Origin of the sequence: Kitasatospora sp. NPDC057904 (assembly GCF_042887925.1) — a bacterium.
Lineage (GTDB): Bacteria > Actinomycetota > Actinomycetes > Streptomycetales > Streptomycetaceae > Kitasatospora.
Map to the genome: position 1 here is coordinate 508,408 of NZ_JBHVOL010000002.1, position 24,102 is coordinate 532,509.

Here is a 24,102-nt window from a genome sequence, read left to right on the forward strand (position 1 = left end):
ATGAGCGACACGACCACGCCCCCGCCGCCCCGCACGCTGATCGTGCTGCGCCACGCGAAGTCCGCGTGGCCGGCGGGCGTGCCCGACGAGAAGCGCCCGCTGGGCCCGCGCGGGCGGCGCGACGCGCCCGAGGCCGGCCGATGGCTGCGCGACCGGGGGCTGCTGCCGGACGCGGTCGTGTGCTCGCCGGCGCGGCGGGCGCGCGAGACGTGGGACCTGGCGGCCGCCGAGCTGCCGGGTGCGCCCTCCGCGACGGTCGACCCCCGGGTGTACACCGCCGACGCCGACGACCTCGTCGAGGTCCTGCGGGAACAGCCCCGCGACGCGACGACCGTCCTCCTGGTCGGCCACAACCCAGCGCTGGAGGACCTGATCCTCGACCTCGCCGCCGACCCGGGCGGCGAGGCCCTCGACCGCGTCCGGGAGAAGTACCCGACCAGCGGCCTCGCGGTACTGGAAATCGTCGGTGGGTGGGACGAGTTGGACTCGGCCCGCCTCCGCGACTTCGTCGTCCCCCGCGGGGCGCGCACCTGACCCGGTCCCGCCCACGCCGGTCAGCGATCGACCGCCGGAGCAGCCGGCGGTCCTGGCGAACGAACACGGCCCGGGCGAGGCTAGCGGGCCGTCCGGGGGTGGATCAACGGCTCGGGGTGGGCGGGGTGTTCGAGTGCTGACGGGGGGCGGTTGAACGCGGGCGCGGCGTTCGGGGCGGGGGTGGTGGGCGGGTGCGGGGGCGGTGTACTCGTTGCCGGGTCGGATCGGTGCGGACCTGGGGAGTTCTCCGTGGTGGGACAGCAGAGTGGGGTCCGGGTGGCCCTGGTGACCGGTGGGGTCTCGGGGATCGGGCGGGCGGTGGTGGAGGACCTGGTGCGGCACGGGCACCGGGTGGTGGTGCTGGACCGGGAGGAGCCCCGGGAGCCGCTGCCCGACGGGGCCGCCCTGGTGCTCGGGGACGTGCGCAGCGCGGCGGACAACGAGCGGGCGGTGCGCACCGCGGTGGAGGCCCACGGCGGGCTGGACGTGCTGGTGGGCAACGCCGGGATCCACGACGGCGGGGTCGGGCTGCGCGACCGGCCGGCCGCCGAACTGGCCGAGCTGGCGCGGCGGGTGCTGGACGTGGACGCGGTGGGCTACCTGCTGGCGGCCCGGGCGGCGGCGGAGCCGCTGCTGGAGCGGCGCGGCGCGATGGTGTTCACGCTGTCCGACGCCTCGTACGTGGTGCGCGGCAACGGTTCGGGGGTCGCCTACGCGATGGCCAAGCACGCCGCGGTCGGGCTGGTCCGGCACCTGGCGGCGGACCTCGCGCCCCGGGTGCGGGTGAACGCGGTGGCCCCGGGCGGCGTGGTGACGGGGCTGCGCGCGGCAGTGGGACCGGAGGGGTCCGCGGAGGTGTTCGGCGATCCGGACGGGATCAGCGCGGTGATCCGGGACTTCAATCCGCTGCGCGTGGTGCTGACGCCCGCGCAACTGGCGCCGCTGTACCGCTTCCTGGCCTCGGACGACGCGCACGGGATGACGGGCGAGGTGCTCCGCCCGGACGGCGGCCTGGACGTGCGCTGACGGGGGCGGGAGCACCGCCGTGGGGCCGGGCGCCGCAGGAGCGCCCGGCCCCGCGGGCGTGCCGTCACACCGGCGGGGGCGTCCAGGTGCCGGGGTCGGGGCGGCCGATCAGGGTCGCGGAGACGAGTTCGTCGCGCGCGTTGGCGGTGCCCCAGACGTCGGTGGTCTGGGCGTTGGCCGGATAGACCTTCGGGGTCCAGCCGTGCTCCTCGTCGATCACCTGGGCGGCGGTGGTGTACTCCAGTACGAAACCGGAGGACGGCTCCTGGAAATAGGAGAAGGTGTTCTGCCCGACGCCGTGCCGTCCCGGCCCCCAGACCGGGGCAATGCCCGAGCGCATCAGCGCGCCGGTGGCCCGCATGAACTCGTCGAGTCCGCGGACCTCGAAAGCCACGTGGTTGAGCGAGGTGTGCGGGGCGCGGGTGAAGGCGATGGTGTGGTGCACCGGGCCGGTGCGCAGAAAGCACATCACGTCCTCGACCCAGTCGGTCACCCGGAATCCCATGACCGTCTCGTAGAACTCGCGCGCCACCTGGATATCGGGCGTGTTGAGCACGACGTGGCCAATCCCCTTCGGGCGGGTCTCGCTCGCGGTCACGGGTGTGAACACCCGCCCCGCCACGTCGGCGGAGACCTCGACCGTCCGGCCGTCGCAGTCCAGGAACCGCACCGCGTGGCCCCCGCCGAGGTCCTGGCGCGGGCCGGGCTCGCCGAGCAGCCGACCGCGCGGGTGGGCGGCCACCCGCGCGGCGACGCGGTCCACCTCGGCCGCCGACTCGGCCGCGAGCGCGATCAGGTCGACCCTCGGCTCGTCGGTGGCGCGCAGCCGGAGCACGTGGCTCTCGGGGCAGCCCGCACCGAAATAGATCCGGTCGCCGTCGCGTTCGACGACCTCCAGTTGCCAGCGATTCTCGTAGAATTCCGCGGCGCTCCGGAGATCCGGTACGCCCAGACCGACATGCCGCACGTGCAGGACCATGCTGCTCCCTGAGGACATTTCGAGGATTCACGCCGTGGAATAGCGCGGGAAATCAATGGATGAACTCGAACGGAACGGCCGGAGTTCGACCCGCTTCGCACCCTAGGCGGATTTCCGGGGGAAGTCGACGGTGGCCGGGCGCCCGCTATTCGCACACGCATCCGCACGTACACCCGGCCGTGGATGCGCGCGGCCTGCACACCGCCGCCCTCCGCCGTGCGCGCATTCTCATGAGGATTCGCACGCACATTCGCAGCCGGCCGCGTACGGGCGCCGGGCCGCCCCGGCCGGATCCCGACGCCTCGGCGGCGAGTCGACGCCAGTGGCGGGATTCCGCCACCAGCCCTGTCACACGGGCATCTTGACGTCCCGCAGGGCGCTTGAGGCCCGCTCCGGGCGCGACGGACCGGGCCGCGCGCCCGCCGCCCCGGCGGCGCCCCACGGCCGCGAGCACACCGCGCACCCGATCAGCGCGAACCACGCCGACGTCGCTTTGGAATTGACCGAAGCTTTCCGTTGATTCGTCCGCCGCCGGCGCCCCCGGCGCCCGGGAACAGGATTGCCTACCCGGCCGCGGCCCGCCTCACACCCGGGGCCGGGAATTGTCCCGGGGCCGTCGGAGCCCTTGACTGTTCGCAGCTAAATCACGCATTGTCAGGAACATTGACGGGGGGCGACAACGGGATGCGGACGCACGGCGGGCGCCGATCCACGGGTCGCCCCAGAAATTGGAAAATCCGCTGAACCTCAACGACTTCGGGAACGTTACCGCCTGAGCCGACCCAGGCGCGCGTTCCCGGACAACGGTTCCGTCACACACGGGGAGTAGCGTCGAGATGAGCACGACTCAGCCTTTCTGTCACGTCGGCGATCCCACCTCACTGCTGTTGTCGCTCCGGCACGACAAGCTGCAGCGGTCCGCCGTCACCGTCGTGCCGATCCGGGTGCTCCTCGACGCCGACTCGCCCAGACTGGAGGGCGAGGACGGCGAGCACGTGCGGCTGCTCGCCGCCTCCGACGCCACCCACCCGCCGATCCTGGTGCACCAGCCGTCGATGCGGGTGGTCGACGGCATGCACCGGCTGCGGGCCGCGGAGCTGCGCGGCCAGCAGGAGATCGAGGTCCGCTTCTTCCAGGGCAGCGAGGCCGACGTCTTCCTGCTCTCGGTGGCCGCCAACATCAAGCACGGGCTGCCGCTCTCGCTGGCCGACCGCAGCTCGGCGGCCCGGCGGATCTTCGCCACCCACCCCGCCTGGTCGGACCGGATGGTCGCCTCCGTCGCCGGGCTGTCCGCCAAGAAGGTCGCCGAGCTGCGCCAGGAGCAGGTCTCCCACCTGCCCAAGCTCACCAGCCGGATCGGCCGCGACGGCCGCTCCCGGCCGCTGGACTGCTCCCAGGGGCGGGAACGCGCCGTCGAACTGATCGCCAGCAACCCCCAGGCCTCGCTGCGCCAGATAGCCAGGGAGGCCGGCATCTCCCCGGCCACCGCGGCCGACGTCCGCGACCGGCTGCGCCGCGGCGAGGACCCGGTGCCGGCCCGGCGCCGCGGCGGCGGCGCCGAGCGGAACGCACCGCCGCGCGAGCCCGCGGCGCAGCGCCAGGAGCCCAAGTCCCCGGCCGAGTTGGCCGGGCTGTTCGACCGGCTGCGCAAGGACCCGTCCCTGCGCTTCAACGAGACGGGCCGCACGCTGCTGCGGATGTTCGACGCCTGCCACGCGGTGGTCCGCGAGCAGCAGGAGATCGCCCAACGCCTGCCCGCGCACTGCCTGGTGTCCGTGGTCGAGCTCAGCCACGGCTGCGCCGGGATCCTCCAGTCGCTGGCCGACAGCCTCCAGCGGGGCGACGCACCGCGGGCCGCCGGGCCGGTTCAAGCGCGGACGAGCGTCAGTTGAACACCGCCGCGGCGCAGCCGCCGTCCCCCGGAACCGAGGTCGACGTGGTCGTGGTCGGCGCCCGCTGCACGGGCTCCCCGCTGGCCATGCTGCTCGCCCGGCAGGGCCACCGGGTCCTGGTGCTGGAGCGCGACCGCTTCCCCAGCGACACCATGTCCACCCACTGGGTGCAGCGGCCCGGGGTCGAACGCCTCGCCCGCTGGGGCCTGTTGGACGCCCTCGCCGACACCGGCTGCCCACCCCTGGAGCGGATCAGCCTGGACTTCGGCGGTCTCGCCCTGAGCGGCGCGCCGACCTCCGACGACGCGGCCACCGGCCCGGCCGTCACCTACGCGCCGCGCCGCACCGTCCTGGACCGGCTGCTCGCCGACGCGGCCCGGGCGGCCGGGGCCGAACTGCGCGAGGGCGTCACCGTGCTGGACGTGCTGCGCGAGGCGGACGACGGTCCCGTCACCGGCGTGCTCGCCGGGACCGCGGACGGCGGCCGGTTCACCGTCCGGGCGAAGGTCGTGGTCGGGGCCGACGGCCGCAACTCGACCGTCGCCCGCGCCGTCGACGCCCCCGTGCTAGTCGACCGCGGCCCGCTCGCCGCGACCGCCTACGCCTACTGGACCGGGCTTGCGGTGGACGGCGTCGAGGCGCACTTCCGGCCGGGCAGCGGCCTGTCCATGTGGCCCACCCACGAGGGCCGCACCGTCGTCGCGCTCAGCCTGCGCCGCGAGGCGTTCCGCGCCTGGGGGCGCGACCGGCGGCGCGGCTACCTCGACGCGCTCGCGGGCTTCCCCGGCGCCGCCGGACGGATCGCCGCGGCCCGCCTCGCCGGCCCGGTGCGCGGCGCCGCCGGCCTGCGCAACTACTACCGCCAGTCGCACGGCCCCGGTTGGGCCCTGGCCGGCGACGCCGGCCACCACAAGGACCCGATCGCCGCGCGCGGCATCTCCGACGCCTTCACCGACGCCGAGAACCTCGCCACCGCCCTGCACGACGCCCTCACCGGGAAGCTGCCGCCGGACCGCGCCCTCGCCCGCTACCAGGCCCGGCGGGACGCGGGCTCCGCCGCGATGTTCGAGTTCGCGTGCCGCCAGGCCGCGCTGACCGGGGCGGACGAGCACCTGACCTCGGCCGTGCGGCAGGCGAGGGAGGACCCGGTCGCGGCCGGCCGGCTGCTCGGCGTCTTCGCCGGGGCCCGCCGCCTGGACGAGCTCCTCCCCCGCACCGCCACGGGCACCCGGTGACGGCGCGCGGGCTGCTCGACTGGCTGGACGCACCGGACCCGGACCGCGGCATCCGCGTACTCCGGCCGGACGGCACGTGGACGCGGCACCCGTACCCCGAACTGGCGGCCGCCGCTCACGCGGTGGCCCGGCGGCTGCGGGCGGCCGGCGTGCGGCCCGGCCGGGCGGTGGCCCTGGTGCTCGGCTCCGGGCCGGAGTTCGTCGCGGCCTTCTTCGGCGCGCTGCTGTGCGGAGCGGTGCCGGCGCCGCTGGCGCCGCCGGCGACCTTCCAGGACGACGCCGCCTACCGCGACGGGCTGACCGCCCGACTCGCCGTCCTACGACCGGCGGTGATCCTGACCGGCGCCGAAACGGCGGGCCTCGGTCCGCCCACCACCGCCGCCCCCGTGCTCGACCTCGCCGCCGCATGGCCCGACGGGTGCGCCGCCGACGCTGCTCCTGTGGGGACGCCCGCGACCGCGCTCGTCCAGTTCACCTCCGGCTCCAGCGGGCCGGCCCGCGCGGTCGTGGTCTCCGCGCGGGCCCTGGAGGCGAACCTGGCCGCCGTCCGGCAGTGGCTGCGCATGGGACCGGACGACCCCACCGCCACCTGGCTGCCGTTCCACCACGACATGGGGCTCGTCGGCTGCCTGCTCACCCCGGTCACCACCGGCGCCGACCTGTGGGTGCTGCGCCCGGAGGACTTCGTCCGCTCACCGCTCGCCTGGCTGCGCTGCTTCGGCGAGCACGGCGCGCGGCTCACGGCGGCGCCCGCGTTCGGGCTGGCCCACGTGCTGCGCAGGGTCCGGCCGGAGGCGCTGGCGGGGCTGGACTTCGGGCGGTGGCGGGCGGTCATCACCGGTGCCGAGCGGATCGATCCGGCCATCCTGTCCGGCTTCGTGGAGCTGCTCGCGCCGCACGGGTTCCGCGCCGCGTCGATGCTGCCGGCCTACGGACTCGCCGAGGCCACCCTGGCCGTCACCGGCGTGCCGCTGGCCGAGGAGCCGACCACCCTGCGAGTGGACCGGAGCGCGCTGCGGACGGGCGAGCCGGTCCGGCCGGCCGCTCCCGGCACCCCGCCGGACCGACGCCTCGAACTCGTCGGCTGCGGAGGCCCGCTGCTGCCGGACGGCCGGATCCGCATCGTCGACCACCGGGGCGAGGAGCTGCCGCCGGGCCGGGTCGGCGAGATCGTCTGCGCCGGGTCCTCGATCGCCGACGGCTACCTCGGAGCCGCCGCCTTCGACCCCACCGGGCTCCGCACCGGGGACAGCGGCTTCCTGCACGAGGGCCGGCTCTACGTCCTCGGCCGCCTCGGGGACAGCCTGAAGCAGCGGGCCCGCACCGTCTTCGCCGAGGACCTGGAGGCGGTGCTGGCGGGCGTCGCGGAGCTGCGGCACCGCCGCCCGGCCGTGCTGCTGGGCGCCCTCGACGGCGTCGACACCGCCGTGGCGGTGGTCGAGGGCCGGGAGGGGGCCTGGGTGGCGACGGCCGTCGAGCGGCTGCGGCGCGGGCTCGACGGCGCCGAGGTCGTGGTGGTGGCCGGTCCGTCCGGGCTGATCCGCCGCACGTCCAGCGGCAAGCCCCGGCGACGGCCGATGTGGGAGGCCTTCGCGGCCGGCACGCTGGGCGGGCGGGTGGTGGGCGGCACAGCGGGCACCCGGCGCGCATGACCGGCCCACCACCTGCGCTCCTCAGCCGAGTTCGGCCCGCAGCACGGCCGCCACCGCGCCCGGGTCCTCCAGCAGCAGGTTGTGCCCGCCGGGCAGCAGGCCGAGCCGGAACCCGCCGGTGGTGAAGCGCGACCAGGCCGCCACGTCCTCCTCCGCCACCGAGTGGTCCGCCTCGCCGAGCAGCGCGAGCACCGGCGCCCCGATCGGGTCGACCGCGAACTCGTGCCGCTCGATGGCCTCGTAGTCGGCCCGCAGCGCGGGCAGGACCAGCTCCCGCAGCTCGGGCTGGCCGAGGACCGCCTCGGGCAGGTAGCCGTCCCGCGCCACCTGGGCCAGGAACTCGTCGTCGGGCAGCCGCCAGGTGTGCACCGGGGGGATCCGGTCCGGCGCCTGCTGGGCCGAGAGGACCAGCCCCGACAGCAGCCCCGGGGGCAGCCGGCGGGCCGTCTCGTAGGCGAACACCGCGCCGCCGCAGTGGCCGTAGAACACCACCCGGCGCCCGTCGGCGTGCGCGGCGACCTGCTCGGCGAGGCCGTCGCACAGGGGGCCGAGCTCGGTGTACGGCTCCTCGTCCATCCGCGACTCGCGCCCGGGCAGCCGCACCGCCACCGCCCGGCAGGCGTCGCCCAGCCCCCGGCACAGCGGCTTGACCGCGGCGGCGCCCGCACCGGCGTGCGGGAACGCGTACAGCACCGTCGCGGCGGAGTCCTGCCCGGATATCTCCACCAGCCATCGATATTTTGCCATGGACGGCATGATAGGCATCTCCGGCGCCCGCTGTCCGCGTTCCGGCCAAACGCCGCTTTACCCTTCCTCCGTGGACCGTCAGACTTTCTCCCGAACCATTCGACGTGGAGAATTGGAGCGCTGAATGCATGGTCCTCAGCTCAGGGTGGCACTCGTTCAGCAGGGCGTCTGGGACATGCCGCTGGAATCCATGCCGCTGGCCTCCGGATACCTGAAGGCGATGATTCTGGAGGACCCCGGACTCCGGTCCGGGACGGCGGTCGAGATCTGCAACTTCCGGGGCCGCGTGACGCACGGGGAGATGGCCCACCGGCTGTTCCGCGAGGAGCTCCCCGACCTCGTCGGCTTCTCCGTCCTGGGCTGGAACGTGCGGGCCTTCGGGGCGCTCGCCGCGACCTACCGCCAACTGCAGCCCGACGGCTGGACGGTGTTCGGCGGCACGCACGTCAGCGGCCAGGCGGAGCGGGTGTTCCGGCTCCACCCGGAGGTCGACGTGATCGTCAACGGCGAGGGCGAGCTGACCTTCCCCGAGCTGGTCAGGGCCCGCCGCGACGGCCGCTCCCGGCACGAGCTCGACGACATCGCCGGAATATCCTTCCGGCGCCCCGACGGCACCGTCGTGACCACGCCGGACCGGCCCCGGATCGAGAACCTCGACATCATTCCCTCGCCCTTCCTGACCGGCGCGATCGACCTGCTCGACGAGGCCGGGAACTTCCGTTACGACGTCGCCCTGATCGAGACCAACCGGGGCTGCCCGTACAAATGCGCCTTCTGCTACTGGGGCGGCGCCGTCGGCCAGCGCGTGCGGGCCTTCTCGCGCGAGCGGCTGCGCGCCGAACTCGAACTCTTCGGCAAACTCGGCGTGCACACCGTGGTGGCCTGCGACGCGAACTTCGGGATGCTGCCGATCGACCTCGAACTGGTCGAGGACCTCATTTCCATCAATCGCCGGCTGGGATTTCCCCGGGCCTTCGAGACCTCCTGGGCGAAGAACAAGTCGAAGGTGTTCTACGAGATCGTGCGGCGGATGAAGGAGGCCGGCCTGCGCAGTTCGTTCACCCTCGCCCTGCAGTCGCTCAGCCCGGACGCCCTGGACTCGATGCGCCGGCGCAACATGAAGGTCAACGACTGGCGGGAGCTCGTCGAGTGGCTCGGGCGCGAGGGCCTGGACTGCTACGCCGAGCTGATCTGGGGCGCACCGGGCGAGACCGTCGAGTCCTTCCTGCGCGGCTACGACGAACTCGCCGAGCACGTCTCGCGGATCGCCGTCTACCCGATCATGCTGCTGCCCAACACGGAGTACTCCGAGCAGAAGGAGGTCCACGGGATCGTCGCGCTGCGCGGCGACCACGACGACTTCGAGTACGTGCTGGCGCACCGCACCATGACCTTCGAGGACAACGCCCGGATGCAGCGGTTCCTGTTCTGGGCCCGGGTGGTGGCCGAGAACGCCGTGCTGCGGCACTGCTGGCTGCCGCTGCGGCGGCTGGCCGGGTGGACCCAGTCCGAGGTCCTCGACAGCCTGGCCGACTGGATCGACACCACCCCGGCCCCCGAGGCCGCGCCGCTGCGCGAGGCGGCCTCGCGGGCGCACGGCGGCGGCGCCCCCGCCTACGCGGCGGCGATCGGCTACCTGTTCACCGAGCAGGCGGGCCGCACGGCGCTCGAACGCTGGTGGGGCGAGGCGGTGAGCCCCCGGCTCGGCGCGGAGCACCGGGCGTTCCTGGACGAGGTGTTCCGCTACGACCTGCTGACCCAGCCGGTCGTGGCGGACCAGGAGGCGCTGGTCGAGGAGGTGGCGGACCGCGGCTACTTCCGGCGGGCCGGGGTGACGTTCAGCCACAACGTCCCGGCGGCGCTGGCCCTGATGCGGGCCGGGCAGGAGCCGGACCTCGGCCCGGACCCGACCTGCCTGGACCTCTACTACCGCAGCGGCGCGCTGAACGCGGTGCGCTCCACGAACCACGAGGAGATCGTCCACTTCATGGGCGAGCCCCGGCCGGCCGGGGCGGCGTTCTGACGGGCCCCGCACGACGGAACGGGCGGTGGCGGGGATCTCCCGCCACCGCCCGTTCCGGCGTTCCCGCTCAAGGCGTCAGAGCAGCCGCAGCAGCGCCGCCCGGTCCACCTTGCCGGTGTCGCGCACCGGGAACGCGTCCACCGCCAGCACCCGCGCGGGCACCAGGTGCGCGGGCAGCCGGGCGAGGAGGTGCGCCCTGGCCTCCTCGGGGGCCGGCCCGTCGGCCGCCGGCACGTAGAAGGCGACCAGGTCCCGGCCGCCGGGCCGGTCCACCGTGGTGACGAGCGCGGCGCGCACCCCCGGGCACTGGTGCAGGGCGTGCTGGACCTCGCCGAGTTCGATCCGGTGGCCGCGCACCTTCACCTGCTCGTCCAGCCGGCCGAGGAACTCCAGGTTGCCGTCGGCCAGCCAGCGGGCGCGGTCGCCGGTGCGGTACATCCGCCCGCCGGGCTCCGGCGAGCCGGGTTCGGGACGGAAGGACGCGGCGGTCAGCGCGGCCCGGCCCGCGTAGCCCGCCGCGACGCAGGCCCCGGCGATGTAGAGGTCGCCCGGCTCCCCCACGGGCAGGGGCCGCAGGGCGGCGTCCAGGACGTGGTAGCGGGCGTTGGCCATCGGACGGCCGTACGGGATGCTCGGCCAGGCCGGGTCCACCTCGCCCACCGGGAAGGCGTTGGACCAGACCGTGCACTCGGTGGCACCGCCGAGGGCCACGACCTCGGCGCGGGGGAAGGCCGTGCGGATCTCGTCGGGGAGCGTGAGCGGCACCCAGTCGCCGCTCAGCAGCACCAGGCGCAGCGAGCCGCGCGCCTCGGCGGGGAGGCCGTCGGCGGGCCGTCCGTCGAGGAAGGGGGTCAGCATCGCGAGCGCGGCCGGTGCCGAGTCCCACAGGGTGATCGGCTCGGCCTCCAGGAGGTCGATCAGGACCTCGGGTTCGGCGATCTCGGGCTGGGTCGCCAGGTGCACCGAGCCGCCCGCCGCGAGCACCCCGAAGAGGTCGTAGACGGACAGGTCGAAGCAGAAGGAGGCGACCGCGAGGATGCGGTCCCCGGGCCCGACCGCCCAGGTCCGGTTCAGCCAGTCGATCAGGTTGACGACCGGGCGGTGCTGGACCATGACGCCCTTGGGCTTGCCGGTGGAGCCGGACGTGAACACGGCGTACCCGAGGTCGTCCGCGGTGACGGTGCCGGGCGGCAGCGCTCCGGCGGGCCTGGCCTCGATGTCGGCGCCGGTCCACACCCGGCCGGGCCGCACGGCGGGTGCCGCGCCCTCCCCCACGGTGATGAACGCGTCGTAGCGGTGGGAGAGTTCGCCGGCGAAGTCCTCCGCGCGGCGGCGGCGCACCTCGACCCCGGCGACCGGCGGCAGGAACTGCGGGAGCCGCTCCAGCAGGGCGGGCGGGATCCGCAGGCCCGCGTGGGCCTCCAGGCCGGGGTCGATGAGGTCGGCCAGCAGCAGGGTGCCGCCGGGGCGGAGCATCGGCAGCAGGCCCCGGAGGGTCTCCAGGAAGTAGTCCAGGTCCGGGAGGAACTGGACGGTGCTCGCCATGATCGCCAGGTCGAAGGTTCCGGACACGGCCTGCGGCACCTCGTGGGCGTAGCAGACCGCGCCTTCCGCCGCGTAGCCGCCCGCGGCCGCCGCGGCCAGGTTGCGGGCGACGGCCACCGAGGACGGGTCGACCGCCACGTAGCGGGCGGCGGTGGGCGCCAGCGCCTCCGTGATCAGGCCGGAGCCGCAGCCGACCTCCAGGATCCGGGCGCCCTCGCCGGCCGCCTCGCGGCCCAGCCGCCCGACGTGGTCGCGGTAGCCGGTCACGTCGCCCGGCCGGTAGGGGCGTTCGGAGCGGCGGAGGTTGAAGCCGGCCGCCTCCAGCGGGTCGGGCTCGCCGGAGAGGAAGTCGAAGAACTCCTCGACCATCTCGCGGTCCAGCACCTCGGCCCAGGTGTCCTTCGCGGTGATCTCGGGGCAGATCACCTCGCGCACCGAGGGCGCGTCCCAGCGCAGTTCCTGGACGGCCTTGAGGCGGGCGCGGCCGGCGACGACGCAGCTCACGCCGAGGTCGGTGAGGAGTTCGAGGGCGCGGGCCCGGGGCCAGGCCGGGTCGATCGGCACGTACGCCGCGCCGGCCTTGAGCACCGCCACCAGGGAGGCGGCGGCCGACGGGGTGCGGTCGGCGTACAGCGCCACGTACGAGCCGCGGCCGATGCCGCGCTCGGCCAGCAGGCGGGCCAGCCGGTCCGTCCAGGCGTCGAGTTCGCCGTGGGTCAGGGCGGTGCCGTCGCTCGCCACCAGGGCGGGCCGGTCGGGGTGGGCCCGGGCGGCGGCCCGCAGCAGGTCGGGGACGGTCGCGGTGTCGGGGAACGGACGGGCGGTGGCGAACCACTGCGGCGGGGGCAGGAGGCGGTCCGGTCCGGTCATGACGCGCCGGCCCCCTTCTCCTCGCGGTCCTCGCCGGGGACGAGCCCCCGGGCCGTGAGCGCTCCGGCGAGGTCGGAGACGGTCGGGTGGTCGAAGAACATCCGCAGCGGCAGGCGGGTGCCGACCTGCCGGCCGATGCCGGCCATGATCCGGGCGACCAGCAGCGAGTGGCCGCCGACCGCGAAGAAGTCGTCCTCGTCACCGAAGTCGTCGCGCCCCAGCGCGGCCGCCCAGCCGGCCCGGACCAGGGCGGTGGCGGAGGGGAGAAGAGGGTGGGCTGTTGACACTACTGGCCTCCTGCGAGTGGGTGCGCGCGGTCCGCGGCGGGGACCGTCGCGAGCGTGGACACGATGGCCGTCAGGCCGGTCAGGACGCGGTCGAGCAGCCGCTGGACGTCGGTCTGCGGGTGAGCGACGGCGTTGTGGCGCACCCGCACCAGCAGCCGGTCGTCGACCAGCAGGGCGCTGACCTCCAGCGGGTAGGGGCGCGGGTTGTCGGGGCCGCGGTCGCCGGTGCCGGCGAGCGGCAGCGGGGTCAGCACCCGGCCCTCGGCGGGCGCGCCGCCGCCGACCAGACGGCCCGCGCGGCCCAGGTAGTTGACGTTGACGGTGGCGGGCGGGCGCGCGGCCAGCCGGGCGCGCACCGCGGGATCGCTCGCGGCGTGGCGGAGCAGGCCGTGGCCGAGGCCCTCGGCGGGCAGCCTGGCCAGCAGCGCGCGGACGGTGCGGTAGGTGGCGGCGGCGCCGGCCTCCCCAGTCTCCCCAGTCTCCCCAGTCTCCCCAGTCTCCCCAGTCTCCCTGGCCTCCCCGACCTCGCCGGCCTCCCCGGGCGACCGGTCCGGTGCGACCGTCACCGGGTGGACGGCGGTGAACCAGCCGACGGTGCGGCTGAGGTCGACCTCCGGGAACAGGTCGGCCCGGCCGTGCGTCTCGACGTCCAGCACCACCTCGCGCTCCCCCGTCCACTCGGCGACCGCCTGGGCGACGGCGGCGAGCAGCACGTCCTGCGCACGGTCGCGCCCGCGGCCGCCGGTCGCGGCCAGCAGCGCGGCCGTCGCCTCCGCGGGCAACGCGGCCTCGGCGAGCGCGGCCTGGCCCTCCGCGCCCGCGTCGGGGCGGGCGACCGGCCGGGCGGCCGGGCCGCTCCAGCGCTCCAGTTCGGCCCGGACGGCGGGCGAGTCGGCGTGGGCGTGCAGCCGGGTCGTCCACTCGGCGAAGGGGGTGGTGAGCGGGGGCAGGTGCACCTCCTCGCCCGCGAGCAGTTGCTCGCAGGCGCGGCCGAGGTCGTCCAGCAGGATCTGCCAGGAGACGAAGTCGACGACGAGGTGGTGCGCAGTGAGGAGGAGGCGCAGGCCGGGCTCCTCGCTCGCGGGAAGGAGCACGGCGGCGAACAACGGCCCGTCGGCCAGGTCCAGTTCGGCCTGCGCGCGGACGGCGGCGCTCTCCGGATCGGCGCCCGTGCCGGTCGCGTCGATGACGCGGACCGGCTCGGCGTCGGGCCGGGCGGTCTGGTGCCAGCCGTCCTCGTCGCGGTGGTAGCGGAAGCGCAGCGCCGGGTGGTGCGCGGCGACGGCGAGCAGGGCGCGGCGCAGCAGGTCCGCGTCCAGGCCTGGGGCGGCGCGCAGCAGCAGTGTCTGGTTCCAGTGCTGCGGCCGGACGAGCGGCAGGTCGAGGAACCACTGCTGGACGGGCGCGAGTGGCACCTCCGCAGGGCCGTCCGGCGACACCGGGGCGGCGGGCCCGGGTGCTGCCGCCCGTTCGGCCACGGCGGCGAGTTCGCGCACGGTGGGGTGGGTGAAGATCTGCCGGGGCGTGAGCCGCAGACCGGCCTCGGCGGCCCGGGAGACGATGCTCATGCTGGTGATCGAGTCGCCGTCGAGATCGAAGTAGTCGTCCTCGGGGCCGACTTCGGCGACGCCCAGCACCTCGGCCCAGATCGCGGCGAGGACGGCCTCCACCGGGTCCGTCGGGCCGGCCGGGCGGTCCGGCTCCTCGATCCGGGGCTCCTCGATCCGGGGCTGCGCGGCCGGCGCCGGGCCGGTGCGGGCGGTCTTGCCGTTCCGGGCGGCGGGCAGGCGGTCGGTCAGCAGCACCTCGGCGGGCAGCAGGTACTCGGGCAGGAGCTCGCGCAGCGCCTCCCGCAGACGGGGCGTCGACCGCCCGACGGCCACCCGGGCGACGAGGTCGGCGTCCTCCGTCACGGCGACGGCGCCCAGCACCCCGGGCAGCCCCAGCAAGGCGGCCTCCACCCGGCCGGGCGGAACCAGGTAGCCGTTGCGCCGGGTGAGATCGGCGGCGCGGCCCAGCACGACGATCCCGCCGTCGGGCAGTCGGCAGGCGAGGTCGCCGGTGCGGACGGGCTCGTCGCCCCCGAAGCGCGTCACCCACAACTCGCCGGACACCCCGGGCGGGGTCGGACGGCCGACGTCGTCGAGCACCCGGGCGGCCATCCCGTCCAGGGCCCGCCCGACCGGCAGCGGCCGGAAGGGGTCGGTCGCGGGCAGGTCGTCGGCGACGACCTCGCGGGCACAGACGACGGGCGCGGTCTCCGCACCGCCGTAGCCGTGCAGCAGCCGGGAACCGGGGCTCACCGCCCGCCACCGCGCGGCCACCGCGGGGGTGAGCGGCTCCCCGGTGACGAGGAGCGTGCGCACGGCCGGCTCGCGGCCGGACGCGGCGAGGCCGGGGAGGAGCGCGGAGAGCTCGGACGGGGTGACGGTGACGAGGTCGAAGGAATCGGTGCCGCACAGGAGCGGGGACAGCTCGCCGGAGGTGGCGACCACCACGGTGCCGCCCGCGGCGAGCGCCGCGAGCGACCTGGCCAGCACCTGGTCGGCGCCCGGCCCTCCGTGGACGAGGACGCGACCGCCGGGCCCGCACTGTCCGGCGAGCCAGTGCGCCCAGGCGGCCAGCGCGCCGTGCGGCTGCACCACGGCCCTGGGCTCGCCGGTCACGCCGGACGTGTTGAGCACCAGCGCGGGATCGCCCGGCCCGACGGGGACCGGTTCGACCCGGCCGGCTTCGCCCGGCGCCTCCGGGCAGAGCACCGGCACGGGCAGCGCGCCGAGTTCGGCACGGCCCTCCGCCGTGGTGATCAGCAGGGCCGCGTCCGCGCACGCCGCACGGACCTCGGCGGCCGTGTCGAGCGGCTCGGCGACCGCGCCGCACCACAGCACGGCCAGCCCGGCGGCCAGCAGGTCCGCGGGCCGCCCGGGAAGCCGGAGCAGGACGCGGGCGCCCGGAGCCAGGCCCAGCGCGGCGATCCGGGCGGCCAGCTCCCCGGCCCGGTCGGACACCTGCCCGTACGTCAGCGTGTCGGCGCCCGCCACCAGAGCGGTCCGGCCCGGATGGGCGCGCGCCAGGTCGCCGATCGCCTGCGGCAGCGCGGGCGGCGGGCCGGCCGGAGCGGTGCGATCGGGCCGAGGGCCGCGACCGGCGACCTGCCTGGCGGCGGGCGCGACCGGATCGTCGACCGGCCCTCCCTCCGGCGCGTCCCCCGCCGACGGCCGCACCGGCCGCACCGCCGGGCCACCCGTGGCCGGGGCTCCGGCGGCCGGGCCGGCGAACGGCGCCACCGCCCCGCCACCCGCGTCCAGCTCCGCCAGCGGCAGCTCCGGCCGCTCCAGGAGCCGCCCCACCCACTCCTCGAACCGGGCGGCGAACCGCTCGACCGTGGCCGCCTCGTAGAGGTCGGTGTTGTACTCCCAGGCGATCGCCACCGAGTCCGCGGACTCGTGGACCGCGCCGGAGAAGTCGTAGACGACACCGCGCCGTCGCAGCGGGAGCGACTCCAGCGCGAGCGAGCCCAGCCGCAGTTCCTGGCCGGCCCCGGACAGGAAGCGGCTCACCGCGAGCATCCCGCCGTCCTGGGCCTTGTTCTGGCCGAAGCCGATCTCCACCAGCGGCGTCCGGCTGCGGTCGCGCCGGCGGCCGGGGTGTTCGGCGGCCAGCTGCTCCACGACCGTCGCGAAGGGCAGTTGCTGGTGCTCCAGACCCGCCAGCAGCCCGCGGCCCGCCGAGGCGAGCAGGTCGGTGAACGGGAGCTGCGGGTCCACCTGCGTGCGGCACACCACCGGGTTGACGAAGTAGCCGAGCACGTCGGCGAATTCGGAGCGCTGGCGGTTGGTGGTGATGGTCGCGACGGCGATGTCGCGCTCGCCGGTCCAGGCGTGGAGGTAGCCCTGGAAGGCGGCGAGGAGGACGGTGTAGACGGTGCTGCCGTGGCGGCGGGCGAAGTCCTGCAGGGCCTTGACCCGCGGCTGGTCGAACTCGTGGACGTGGAGGGCGCCGCGCTGGCTCTGGACCACCGGGCGGGCCCGGTCGGCGGGGAGTTCGAGGGCGGGCGGCGGGTCGGCGAGGAGGTCGCGCCAGTACGCCCGGTCGCGTTCGGCCGCCGGGCCGGCGAGGGTCTCGGCCTGCCAGCGGACGTAGTCGGTGTAGCCGTGCCGGGGCGCGGGCCGGTACAGCTCGCCGTCGGCGGCGTGGGCGGCGGCGAGGTCGCGCAGGAGGGCGACGGTGGACCAGAAGTCGGTGGCGATGTGGTGCACCGTCACGAGCAGGACCGGGCCGTCGGCGGCGCCGAGGTGCAGCCGGACGCGCAGCGGAGTCTCGCGGTCGAGCTCGAAGGGGCGGAACGCCGTCGCGCTCAGCTGCTCCGTCCGGTCGGGCCAGTCGGCGGGGACGGTGAGCACCGCGAAGTCGACGTCCGCGTGCTCGGCGACGCGCTGGACCGGGCGGCCGTCGCGCAGCGCGAACGTGGTGCGCAGGGCGGGGTGGCGGTCGACGAGGGCCTGGAAGGCGCGGCGCAGGGCCGCGGGGTCGCAGTGCGAGGTGATCCGGGCCGCGAAGCTCTGGTTGTAGGCGGCGGCCTCCGGGACGAGCTGGTCGGCGTGCCAGATCGCGGACTGGTTGTGGGAGAGCGGGAACTCGCCGACGACGGGCCCGCGGACGACGAGCGCCTCGGTGGGCCCGGCGGTGTCCTCGGCGAGGCGGCGGGCGAGGGTGTCGAGGCTGGCGCCGCCGAGGAGTTCGGGCAGGCCGACGGTGCGGCGCAGGTCGTCCTGGACGGCCATCTTGAGGCGCAGCGCGGCCAGCGAGTCGAGGCCCTGGGCGTGCAGCGGCGCGGCCGGGTCGAGCCGCTCGGGCGGGACGGCCAGCAGGTCGGCGGCGCGTCGGCGGAGGTGTTCGGTGAGGAGGCGGGCGCGTCGGCGCGGGTCGGGTTCGTGCCGGATCCCGGCGGCCGGGCGGTCCGCGTCGGCGTCCACGAGGGCGGCGAGTTCGGCGGCCAGGCGGCCCCGGCGGAGCTTGCCGAGTTCGGTGCGCGGCAGGCCGTCGACGGTCTCGAAGCGCGCGGGGACCTTGTGCCCGGCGAGGCGGGCTCGGCAGTGCGCGCGCAACTCCTCGGCGGGGACCGGGCCGTCGTCGCCCGGTACGACGGCGGCGACGAGCAGGTCGCCGCCGCCGGCCAGGGGGACGCCCACCACGGCCGCCGCGCGGACCGCCGGGTGCGCCTCCAGGACCTCCTCGACCTCGACGGGGTTGACCTTGTGCCCGCCCGTGTCGACCAGGATCCGCTTGCGGCCGGTGAGGTGGAGGCGGCCGTCCTCGTCGAGCCGGCCCAGGTCGCCGGTGAGGTAGCGCCCGGGGCCGGGGCGCAGCAGGGTGCCGCCGGGGGCGAGTTCGCCGAGCATGACGGAGCGGCTGGTGACGGCGATCTCGCCGGTGCTGCCGGTCGGCAGGGCGCGGCCGTGCTCGTCCAGCACCTCGACGCGCACCCCGTGCAGGGGGCGGCCGACGGACTCGGGGACGAAGCCGTCGGGGTCGCAGTCCCAGCTGACGCTGCCGGCCTCGGAGCTGCCGTAGGTCTGGCGGACGGGGACGCCGAACCGGGCGAGGAAGCGCTCCCGGACGGCGGGCGGCAGGAAGTTGCTGCCGGAGAGGCAGAGCCGGACGGAGGAGAGGTCGGCGGGGCGGTCCTCGGGCCAGTCGGCGAGGGCGCCGAGCAGGTAGGGCACGGACGGGAGGACGGTGACGCGGTGGCGGGCGACGAGCGCGAGCAGGTCGGCGGGGTCGGGCCCGCCCGCTCCCGCCGCACCGGAGGGCTCGGGCAGGACGAGGGTGGCGCCCGCCAGCACGGCGACGATCATGCAGCAGAACTGGCCGAGCGCGTGGTACAGCGGCACGGGGCAGAGCAGGACGTCGTCGGGGGTGACGGCGGCGCTGGCGATGATGTGGTCGGCCTCGGCCAGCTGGTTGTCCTGGCTGCGGCAGATCCGCTTGGGCTCGCCGGTGGAGCCGGAGGAGTAGGTGAGCACCCACGCCCGGTCGGGGTCGGCCGGGCGGGCGGGCAGCGCGTCGGCGCGCGTCAGCTCGTCGAAGTCGAAGGAGTGCCCGGCCGCCGCCGGGCCGCCGACGACCACCAGGGCGGCGCCCGGGGCGAGTTCGGCCCAGCGGGGGGCGAGCGCCGCCGTGGTGACCACGACGTCGGGCCGGCCCTCGGCCAGCACCCGGCGGTACTCCGCCTCCGTCAGCCCCGGGTCCAGCGCGAGCACGCGGGCGCCGATGCCCGCCGTGGCGAAGTAACCGACCACGAACTCGGGGCAGTTGGGCAGCGCGAGCAGCAGCAGGCCGTCCGGTCCGAGGCCGAGCGCGTGCAGTCCGCCGCGCGCCCGGGCGATCCGGTCGGCGAGTTCGCCGTGGGAGATCCGGCGCTCGCCGCAGACCAGCGCCGCCCGTCCGGGCCCGCGGTCCGCCACGGCGCGCAGCCGTCCGTCGATCACGCCGCGCCCCCGCTCGCCTCGGCCCGGGCCAGTTCGGCGACCACGTACTCCTGGACGTCGCTGAGGCGGCGGATGAGCCGGGCCCGCTCGCGGTCGATCGCCGGCAGGCCGTACTCGTCCTCCAGCGCGAAGGCCAGTTCGAGCAACGCGAGGGAGTGGTAGCCGAGTTCCTCGACCAGCTCCGGGTCGGGCCGGTCGGCGAGGCCCTGGTCGGGCGCCATGCCGATCACGATGTCGCGGATGTCCTGCCGGATCTCTTCCGCGGTGCGCTGGGTCATGGAGGTTGTCTCTCCCTCTCGAAGGAAACGGGATTCAGTCGCCGACGCGGACGTCGAGCAGGTACGGCCGGGGCGAGGCCAGGGCGGTGCGCAGGGCCCTCGCCAGGCGGGCCGGGTGCTCGACCCGGCCGGCCGCGCAGCCCTGGGCGCGGGCGAGGGCGGCGAAGTCGAGGCCGCCGATCCGCGTGCCGACGGCCTTGCCGAGCCCGAAGCGGTCGGCGAAGCGGTCCACCGTGGCGTAGCGGCCGTTGTTCACAACGACGACGGTCAGCGGCAGGCCGAGTTCGGCGGCGGACCACAGGGCCTGGATCGAGTACATCGCGGAGCCGTCTCCGACCACCGCGATCACCCGCTCGTCGGGCCGGCCGAGGGCCATGCCGACGGCGGCCGGCAGCGAGTGGCCGAGCGAGCCGCTGGCGCACGTGTAGAAGCTCTCGGGCCGCTCGTTGGGCAGGTACTCGCACATCACCGGGCGGCTGCTCGGGGCTTCCTCGACGATGACGCTGCGGGCCGGGCGCAGGTCGGCGAGGGTGCGCATCAGCAGCGGCTGGGTGATGACGTCGCTGTCCGGGACGGGGGCCGGTGCGGGCCGCGGGGGCGGGAGTTCGCGGGGGACGGCCGGGTCGAAGGCGAGCAGGTCGCGCACGCCGAGGCGGAGGCCGGTGAGCAGCGCGTCGCCGACCGGGGTCCAGGCGGCGGTGGCCGGGTCGTCGGTGAGCTGGTGGAGCGCGGTACCGGGCGGCAGCACCGGACCGGCGCCCGCCACGTGGTAGGTGAAGACCGGTGCGCCCAGCGACAGCACGAGGTCGTGGCCGGTGAGCCGGGCCACGATCTCCTCGCGCACCGGGGGCAGGAAGCCCGCGAAGAGCGGGTGGGTCTCGGGGAAGGCGCAGCGCGAGGACATCGGCGCGGCCCAGACGGCGGCGCCGTGGCGCTCGGCCAGCTCCACCACGTCGGGAACCGCCCGGTCCTGGTCGACGGCGGCGCCCACCACGAAGGCGGGGCGGGCGGCGCCGGCCAGGGCGCGGCCGACGCGTTCCAGCGCCTCGGGGTCGGCGCGCAGCGTGGTGGAGACCGTCCGGGGTTCGACGGGTTCGCAGGGCCGGTCCCAGTCGTCGGCGGGCACCGAGACCAGGGTCGGGCCGTAGGGCGGTGACATGGCCAGGTAGCAGGCGCGGGCGATGGCGGCCGGGACGTCCTCGGCACGGGCCGGCTCGCGGCTCCACTTGACGTACGGTTTGGGCAGTTCGGCCGCCTGGTCGTTGAGCAGGTACGGTTCCCCGCCGAGCAGCGAGCGGGCCTGCTGGCCGGCCACGACCACGAGCGGGGTGCGGTTGCGCCAGGCGGTGAACAGGCTGCCCATCGCGTGGCCGACGCCGGCGGCGGAGTGCAGGTTGACCACGGCGGGGCGGTGGCCGGCCTGGGCGAAGCCGTCGGCCATGGCCAGCACCACGGACTCCTGGAGCCCGAGGACGTAGCGGAAGTCGGCGGGGAAGTCGCGGAACATCGGCAGCTCGGTCGAGCCGGGGTTGCCGAAGACCGTGGTCATGCCGAGGCTCCGCAGCAGCGCGAAGGTGGCCTCGCGGACGGTGGGCGGGCGGCCGGTCGGCTCGTCCTGACGGGCTGGCACGCTGGTGGTCCCTTCGGGGTCGGGGGTTGCGGCGGTACGGTCCGTACGGGTCAGTCCCGGTCGGCCTCCGAGAGCTCCTTGGCCTCCGACAGCGCCGCCCAGATCCGTTCCGGCTTGAGCGGTGTGGCCGTCAGCCGGTGGGCGATGTGCGGGACGGCGGCGGCGACGGCCCCGGCCACGGTGGCCGGGGCGGGGATGACCCCGCCCTCCCCGAGGCCCTTGAAGCCGCCGGGGATGACCGTGCTCGGCGTGCACCGGTGCTCCACCGTGACCGGCGGGACGTCGGCGCAGACCGGGAGCACGTAGTCGGTGAAGCCGGTGGCGAGCGGCCGTCCGGTGGCCGGGTCGTGCACGGCCTCCTCGACCAGGGCGATGCCCAGGCCCTGGACGACGCCGCCGACGATCTGCCCGTCGGCGATGGCCGGGTTCACCAGTACGCCGCTGTCGTTGACGGTCCAGTAGTCCTCGACGGTGACCTCCGCGGTCTCCAGGTCGACCGCGACGGCGGCGCCGTGCGCGCTGTAGGAGTAGGTGATGGCGGGCGGGTCGAAGTCGACGCTCTCCTCCAGCCGGATCCGGTCCGGGTCGGGCCGGCCCCAGCCCCGCCAGCCGCGGGCGGCGACCTCGGACCACGCGGTCGTGGCGTTCCCGGCCGGCCAGCGGAACTGGGCGCCGTCCAGCACCACTTCGTCCGGCGGGGCGCCGAGGTGGGCGGCGGCGAGGGCGTGCATCCGCTCGCGCATCCGCCCGGCGGCCCGCACGAGGGCCCCGCCGGCCAGCGTGACCGAGCGGCTGGCCTGCGAGGTGAGGTCCGAGTAGGGCGCGGTGGCGGTGTCGCCGAGCTCCACGGCGATCCAGTCCAGGGGCACGCCGAGCCGGTCCGCGACGATCTGGGCGAGGGTGGTCTCGATGCCCTGGCCCACCGGGATCACCCCGGCGAACACGGTGACGGTGCCGTCCTGGTTGACCCGCACCCGGGCGCTCTCCCAGCCGGCCCAGTCGATCCGGAACAGTTCCAGCAGCGCGGAGGGGGCGAAGCCGGTGATCTCCACGCTGGCCGTCACCGCGACCCCTCGGCGCACCGTCCCGGTGGACTCCCGGGCGCGCTCCCGGGCCAGTTCGGCGGCGCGGCGCAGCGCGGCGGGGTAGTCGCCGTTGTCGTAGGTGAGCCCGGTGCGCGTGGTGTACGGGAGTTCGTCCGGCCCGAGCAGGTTGTGCAGCCGCAGCCGGACGGGGTCGTGGCCGAGCTCGCGGGCGGCCTCGTCGATCAGCCGTTCGCGGATCCAGGCCGCCTCCTGCATGCCGTAGCCGCGGTAGGCGCCGGTCGGCACGGTGTTGGTGTGGACGGTGGTGATGGTGGCCCCGGCCTGCGGGAACCGGTACGGGCCCTCCAGAGCGAGCCCGGCGACCTGGAACGGGCCGCTGCCGGCCTGGATCGCGAACGCGCCGAGGTCCCCGGTGATCTCGGCGGCGAGCGCGAGGAAGCGCCCGTCCGCGTCCAGGGCGAGGCGGGCGCGGGCCCGCTGGCCGCGGCCCTGGTAGGAGGAGCTCAGGTTCTCGGTGCGGTCCTCGATCCACTTGACCCGGCGGCCGAGCCGCACGGCGGCCAGGCAGACCAGCGCCTCGTCGACGTACAGGGTGACCTTGCCGCCGAACGACCCGCCGACGTCCGGCGTCACCACCCGCACCTGGTCGACCCGCAGGCGCAGCGCGGTGGCGAGCTCCTGGCGGACGGCGTGCGGGGACTGGGTGCTGCTGTGGACCGTCAGGCGCCCGGTGGCGGGGATCCACTCGGCGAGCAGGCCGCGCGGCTCCATCGGGCTGTGGTTGATCCGCTGCACCGCGAACTCGCGCTCCACCACGTGCGGGGCGGCGGCGAGGACGGCGTCGAGCGCGGCCGGGTCGTCGCCGAAGTGGATCCGCCCGCCGATGTTGTCGGGGGCCTCCGGGTAGAGCCGCGGGGCGTCCGGCGCGAGCGCGGCGGCCAGGCCGATCGCGGCGGGCAGCGGGTCGATGTCGACGGCGACCAGCTCCGCGACGTCCTCGGCGAGCGCCCGGCTGCGCGCCACCACCAGGCCGATCGGCTGGCCGACGTAGCGGACGGTGCGGTCGCCGAGGGCCACGGTGCCGGTGAGCTGGCCGGGGATCCGCCAGGCGGTGGGGATCGGGTCGGTGAACCGCTCGATCTCGTCCGGGCCGAGCACCAGCAGCGCCTCGCCGCCGGCCAGCGCCGCCGCCGGGTCGAACCGGGTGATCCGGCCGTGCGCCACCCGGCTGCGCAGCACGACGGCGTGCAGGGCCCCGGCGTCGTCGATGTCGTCGACGAAGCGGCCCTGGCCGCGCACCAGCCGGGGCGCGTGCACGCGCGGGACGGCGCGCCCGATCATGCGGCCGGCGTCGGGACCGGCCCCGCGGCCGACGTCGGACGCGGTCATGCCGTCGCCCCCTCGCCCTGCCAGTGCCGCTCGATGGCGGCGCGGATGCCCGCGTAGCCGGTGCAGCGGCACAGGTGCCCGCGCAGCACCTCGGTCACCGCCTGGTCGGCGCTCAGGCCGGCCCGGTCGGCGTAGGTGAGGCCCATCAGCACGCCGGGCGTGCAGAAGCCGCACTGCAGGCCGTGCTCGTCGGTCATCGCCTGCTGCAGCGGCGCGGGCCGGCCGTCCTCGGCGAGGCCCTCGACCGTTTCCACCCGGCAGCCGTCGGCCTGGCGGGCGAGCATCAGGCAGGAGCGCACCGGTTCGCCGTCCACCAGCACGGTGCAGGCGCCGCACACGCCCTGCTCGCAGGCCACGTGGGTGCCGGTGAGGCCGAGGCCGTGGCGCAGGAAGTCGCTGAGCAGGGTGCGGTCCTCGGCCTCGGCGGTGTGTGCGGTGCCGTTGACGCTCAGGCTGATCGATGTGCCGCTCATCGGTG

15 protein-coding genes are annotated in these 24,102 nt (G+C 75.9%); 6 read left to right on the forward strand and 9 right to left on the reverse strand.

What is annotated here, in order from left to right; genetic code table 11:
• Both ACFVSN_RS07725 and ACFVSN_RS07730 read left to right on the forward strand, forming a co-directional pair.
• Entirely contained in the window at nucleotides 1-534 is a 534-nt protein-coding gene (locus ACFVSN_RS07725) for a SixA phosphatase family protein (RefSeq protein WP_387953979.1), read from the forward strand.
• 252 nt (nucleotides 535-786) lie between these two features.
• Nucleotides 787-1,560 (forward strand): SDR family oxidoreductase, encoded by a 774-nt coding sequence (locus ACFVSN_RS07730; RefSeq protein WP_380446449.1) that lies wholly within the window; start codon nucleotides 787-789, stop codon nucleotides 1,558-1,560.
• A gap of 64 nt (nucleotides 1,561-1,624) precedes the next feature.
• On the opposite strand, the gene ACFVSN_RS07735 is transcribed toward ACFVSN_RS07730, so the two are convergent.
• Nucleotides 1,625-2,539: a VOC family protein gene (locus ACFVSN_RS07735; RefSeq protein WP_380493833.1), complete on the reverse strand. Its 915-nt coding sequence runs from the start codon at nucleotides 2,537-2,539 to the stop codon at nucleotides 1,625-1,627.
• An 836-nt stretch (nucleotides 2,540-3,375) separates the two neighbouring features.
• On the opposite strand from ACFVSN_RS07735, the gene ACFVSN_RS07740 reads away from it, so the two are divergent.
• The 3 genes from ACFVSN_RS07740 to ACFVSN_RS07750 are packed head-to-tail and all read left to right on the forward strand — an operon-like array spanning nucleotide 3,376 to nucleotide 7,318.
• Nucleotides 3,376-4,431: a ParB N-terminal domain-containing protein gene (locus ACFVSN_RS07740; protein ID WP_380493835.1), complete on the forward strand. Its 1,056-nt coding sequence runs from the start codon at nucleotides 3,376-3,378 to the stop codon at nucleotides 4,429-4,431.
• Complete coding sequence (locus ACFVSN_RS07745; protein WP_387953980.1) at nucleotides 4,428-5,666, forward strand: NAD(P)/FAD-dependent oxidoreductase; 1,239 nt, start codon at nucleotides 4,428-4,430, stop codon at nucleotides 5,664-5,666. Before ACFVSN_RS07740 ends, ACFVSN_RS07745 begins: the two co-directional genes overlap by 4 nt.
• Entirely contained in the window at nucleotides 5,663-7,318 is a 1,656-nt protein-coding gene (locus ACFVSN_RS07750) for an AMP-binding protein (RefSeq protein WP_387953982.1), read from the forward strand. The genes ACFVSN_RS07745 and ACFVSN_RS07750 overlap by 4 nt, the downstream gene beginning before the upstream one ends.
• A 21-nt stretch (nucleotides 7,319-7,339) precedes the next feature.
• Here the strand turns inward: ACFVSN_RS07750 and ACFVSN_RS07755 are convergent, their stop codons facing one another.
• Nucleotides 7,340-8,065: a thioesterase II family protein gene (locus tag ACFVSN_RS07755; protein WP_380448769.1), complete on the reverse strand. Its 726-nt coding sequence runs from the start codon at nucleotides 8,063-8,065 to the stop codon at nucleotides 7,340-7,342.
• A 145-nt stretch (nucleotides 8,066-8,210) separates the two neighbouring features.
• Here ACFVSN_RS07755 and ACFVSN_RS07760 point away from each other — a divergent pair, with 145 nt between their 5' ends.
• Nucleotides 8,211-10,088 carry a KedN5 family methylcobalamin-dependent radical SAM C-methyltransferase gene (locus ACFVSN_RS07760; RefSeq protein WP_387953984.1) on the forward strand — a complete coding sequence of 626 codons (1,878 nt, stop codon included), beginning with the start codon at nucleotides 8,211-8,213 and terminating at the stop codon, nucleotides 10,086-10,088.
• A gap of 75 nt (nucleotides 10,089-10,163) precedes the next feature.
• Here the strand turns inward: ACFVSN_RS07760 and ACFVSN_RS07765 are convergent, their stop codons facing one another.
• From ACFVSN_RS07765 to ACFVSN_RS07795, 7 genes are read right to left on the reverse strand one after another with little or no spacing between them, the layout of a single operon-like run.
• A complete protein-coding gene (locus ACFVSN_RS07765; protein ID WP_387953985.1) occupies nucleotides 10,164-12,503 on the reverse strand; it encodes an amino acid adenylation domain-containing protein in 2,340 nt (779 codons plus the stop codon).
• Nucleotides 12,500-12,790: an acyl carrier protein gene (locus ACFVSN_RS07770; protein WP_387588708.1), complete on the reverse strand. Its 291-nt coding sequence runs from the start codon at nucleotides 12,788-12,790 to the stop codon at nucleotides 12,500-12,502. The genes ACFVSN_RS07765 and ACFVSN_RS07770 overlap by 4 nt, the downstream gene beginning before the upstream one ends.
• Nucleotides 12,790-19,281: a condensation domain-containing protein gene (locus ACFVSN_RS07775; protein ID WP_387953986.1), complete on the reverse strand. Its 6,492-nt coding sequence runs from the start codon at nucleotides 19,279-19,281 to the stop codon at nucleotides 12,790-12,792. The genes ACFVSN_RS07770 and ACFVSN_RS07775 overlap by 1 nt, the downstream gene beginning before the upstream one ends.
• Nucleotides 19,278-19,559: a hypothetical protein gene (locus ACFVSN_RS07780; protein WP_380441052.1), complete on the reverse strand. Its 282-nt coding sequence runs from the start codon at nucleotides 19,557-19,559 to the stop codon at nucleotides 19,278-19,280. The genes ACFVSN_RS07775 and ACFVSN_RS07780 overlap by 4 nt, the downstream gene beginning before the upstream one ends.
• A 34-nt stretch (nucleotides 19,560-19,593) precedes the next feature.
• Nucleotides 19,594-21,189, reverse strand: coding sequence for a benzoylformate decarboxylase (gene mdlC, locus ACFVSN_RS07785; RefSeq protein WP_387953988.1), 1,596 nt, complete (start codon nucleotides 21,187-21,189; stop codon nucleotides 19,594-19,596).
• A gap of 50 nt (nucleotides 21,190-21,239) precedes the next feature.
• A complete protein-coding gene (locus ACFVSN_RS07790; protein ID WP_380441056.1) occupies nucleotides 21,240-23,624 on the reverse strand; it encodes a xanthine dehydrogenase family protein molybdopterin-binding subunit in 2,385 nt (794 codons plus the stop codon).
• Nucleotides 23,621-24,097: a (2Fe-2S)-binding protein gene (locus ACFVSN_RS07795; RefSeq protein WP_380441153.1), complete on the reverse strand. Its 477-nt coding sequence runs from the start codon at nucleotides 24,095-24,097 to the stop codon at nucleotides 23,621-23,623. Before ACFVSN_RS07795 ends, ACFVSN_RS07790 begins: the two co-directional genes overlap by 4 nt.
• Between the last annotated feature and the right edge of the window lie 5 nt (nucleotides 24,098-24,102).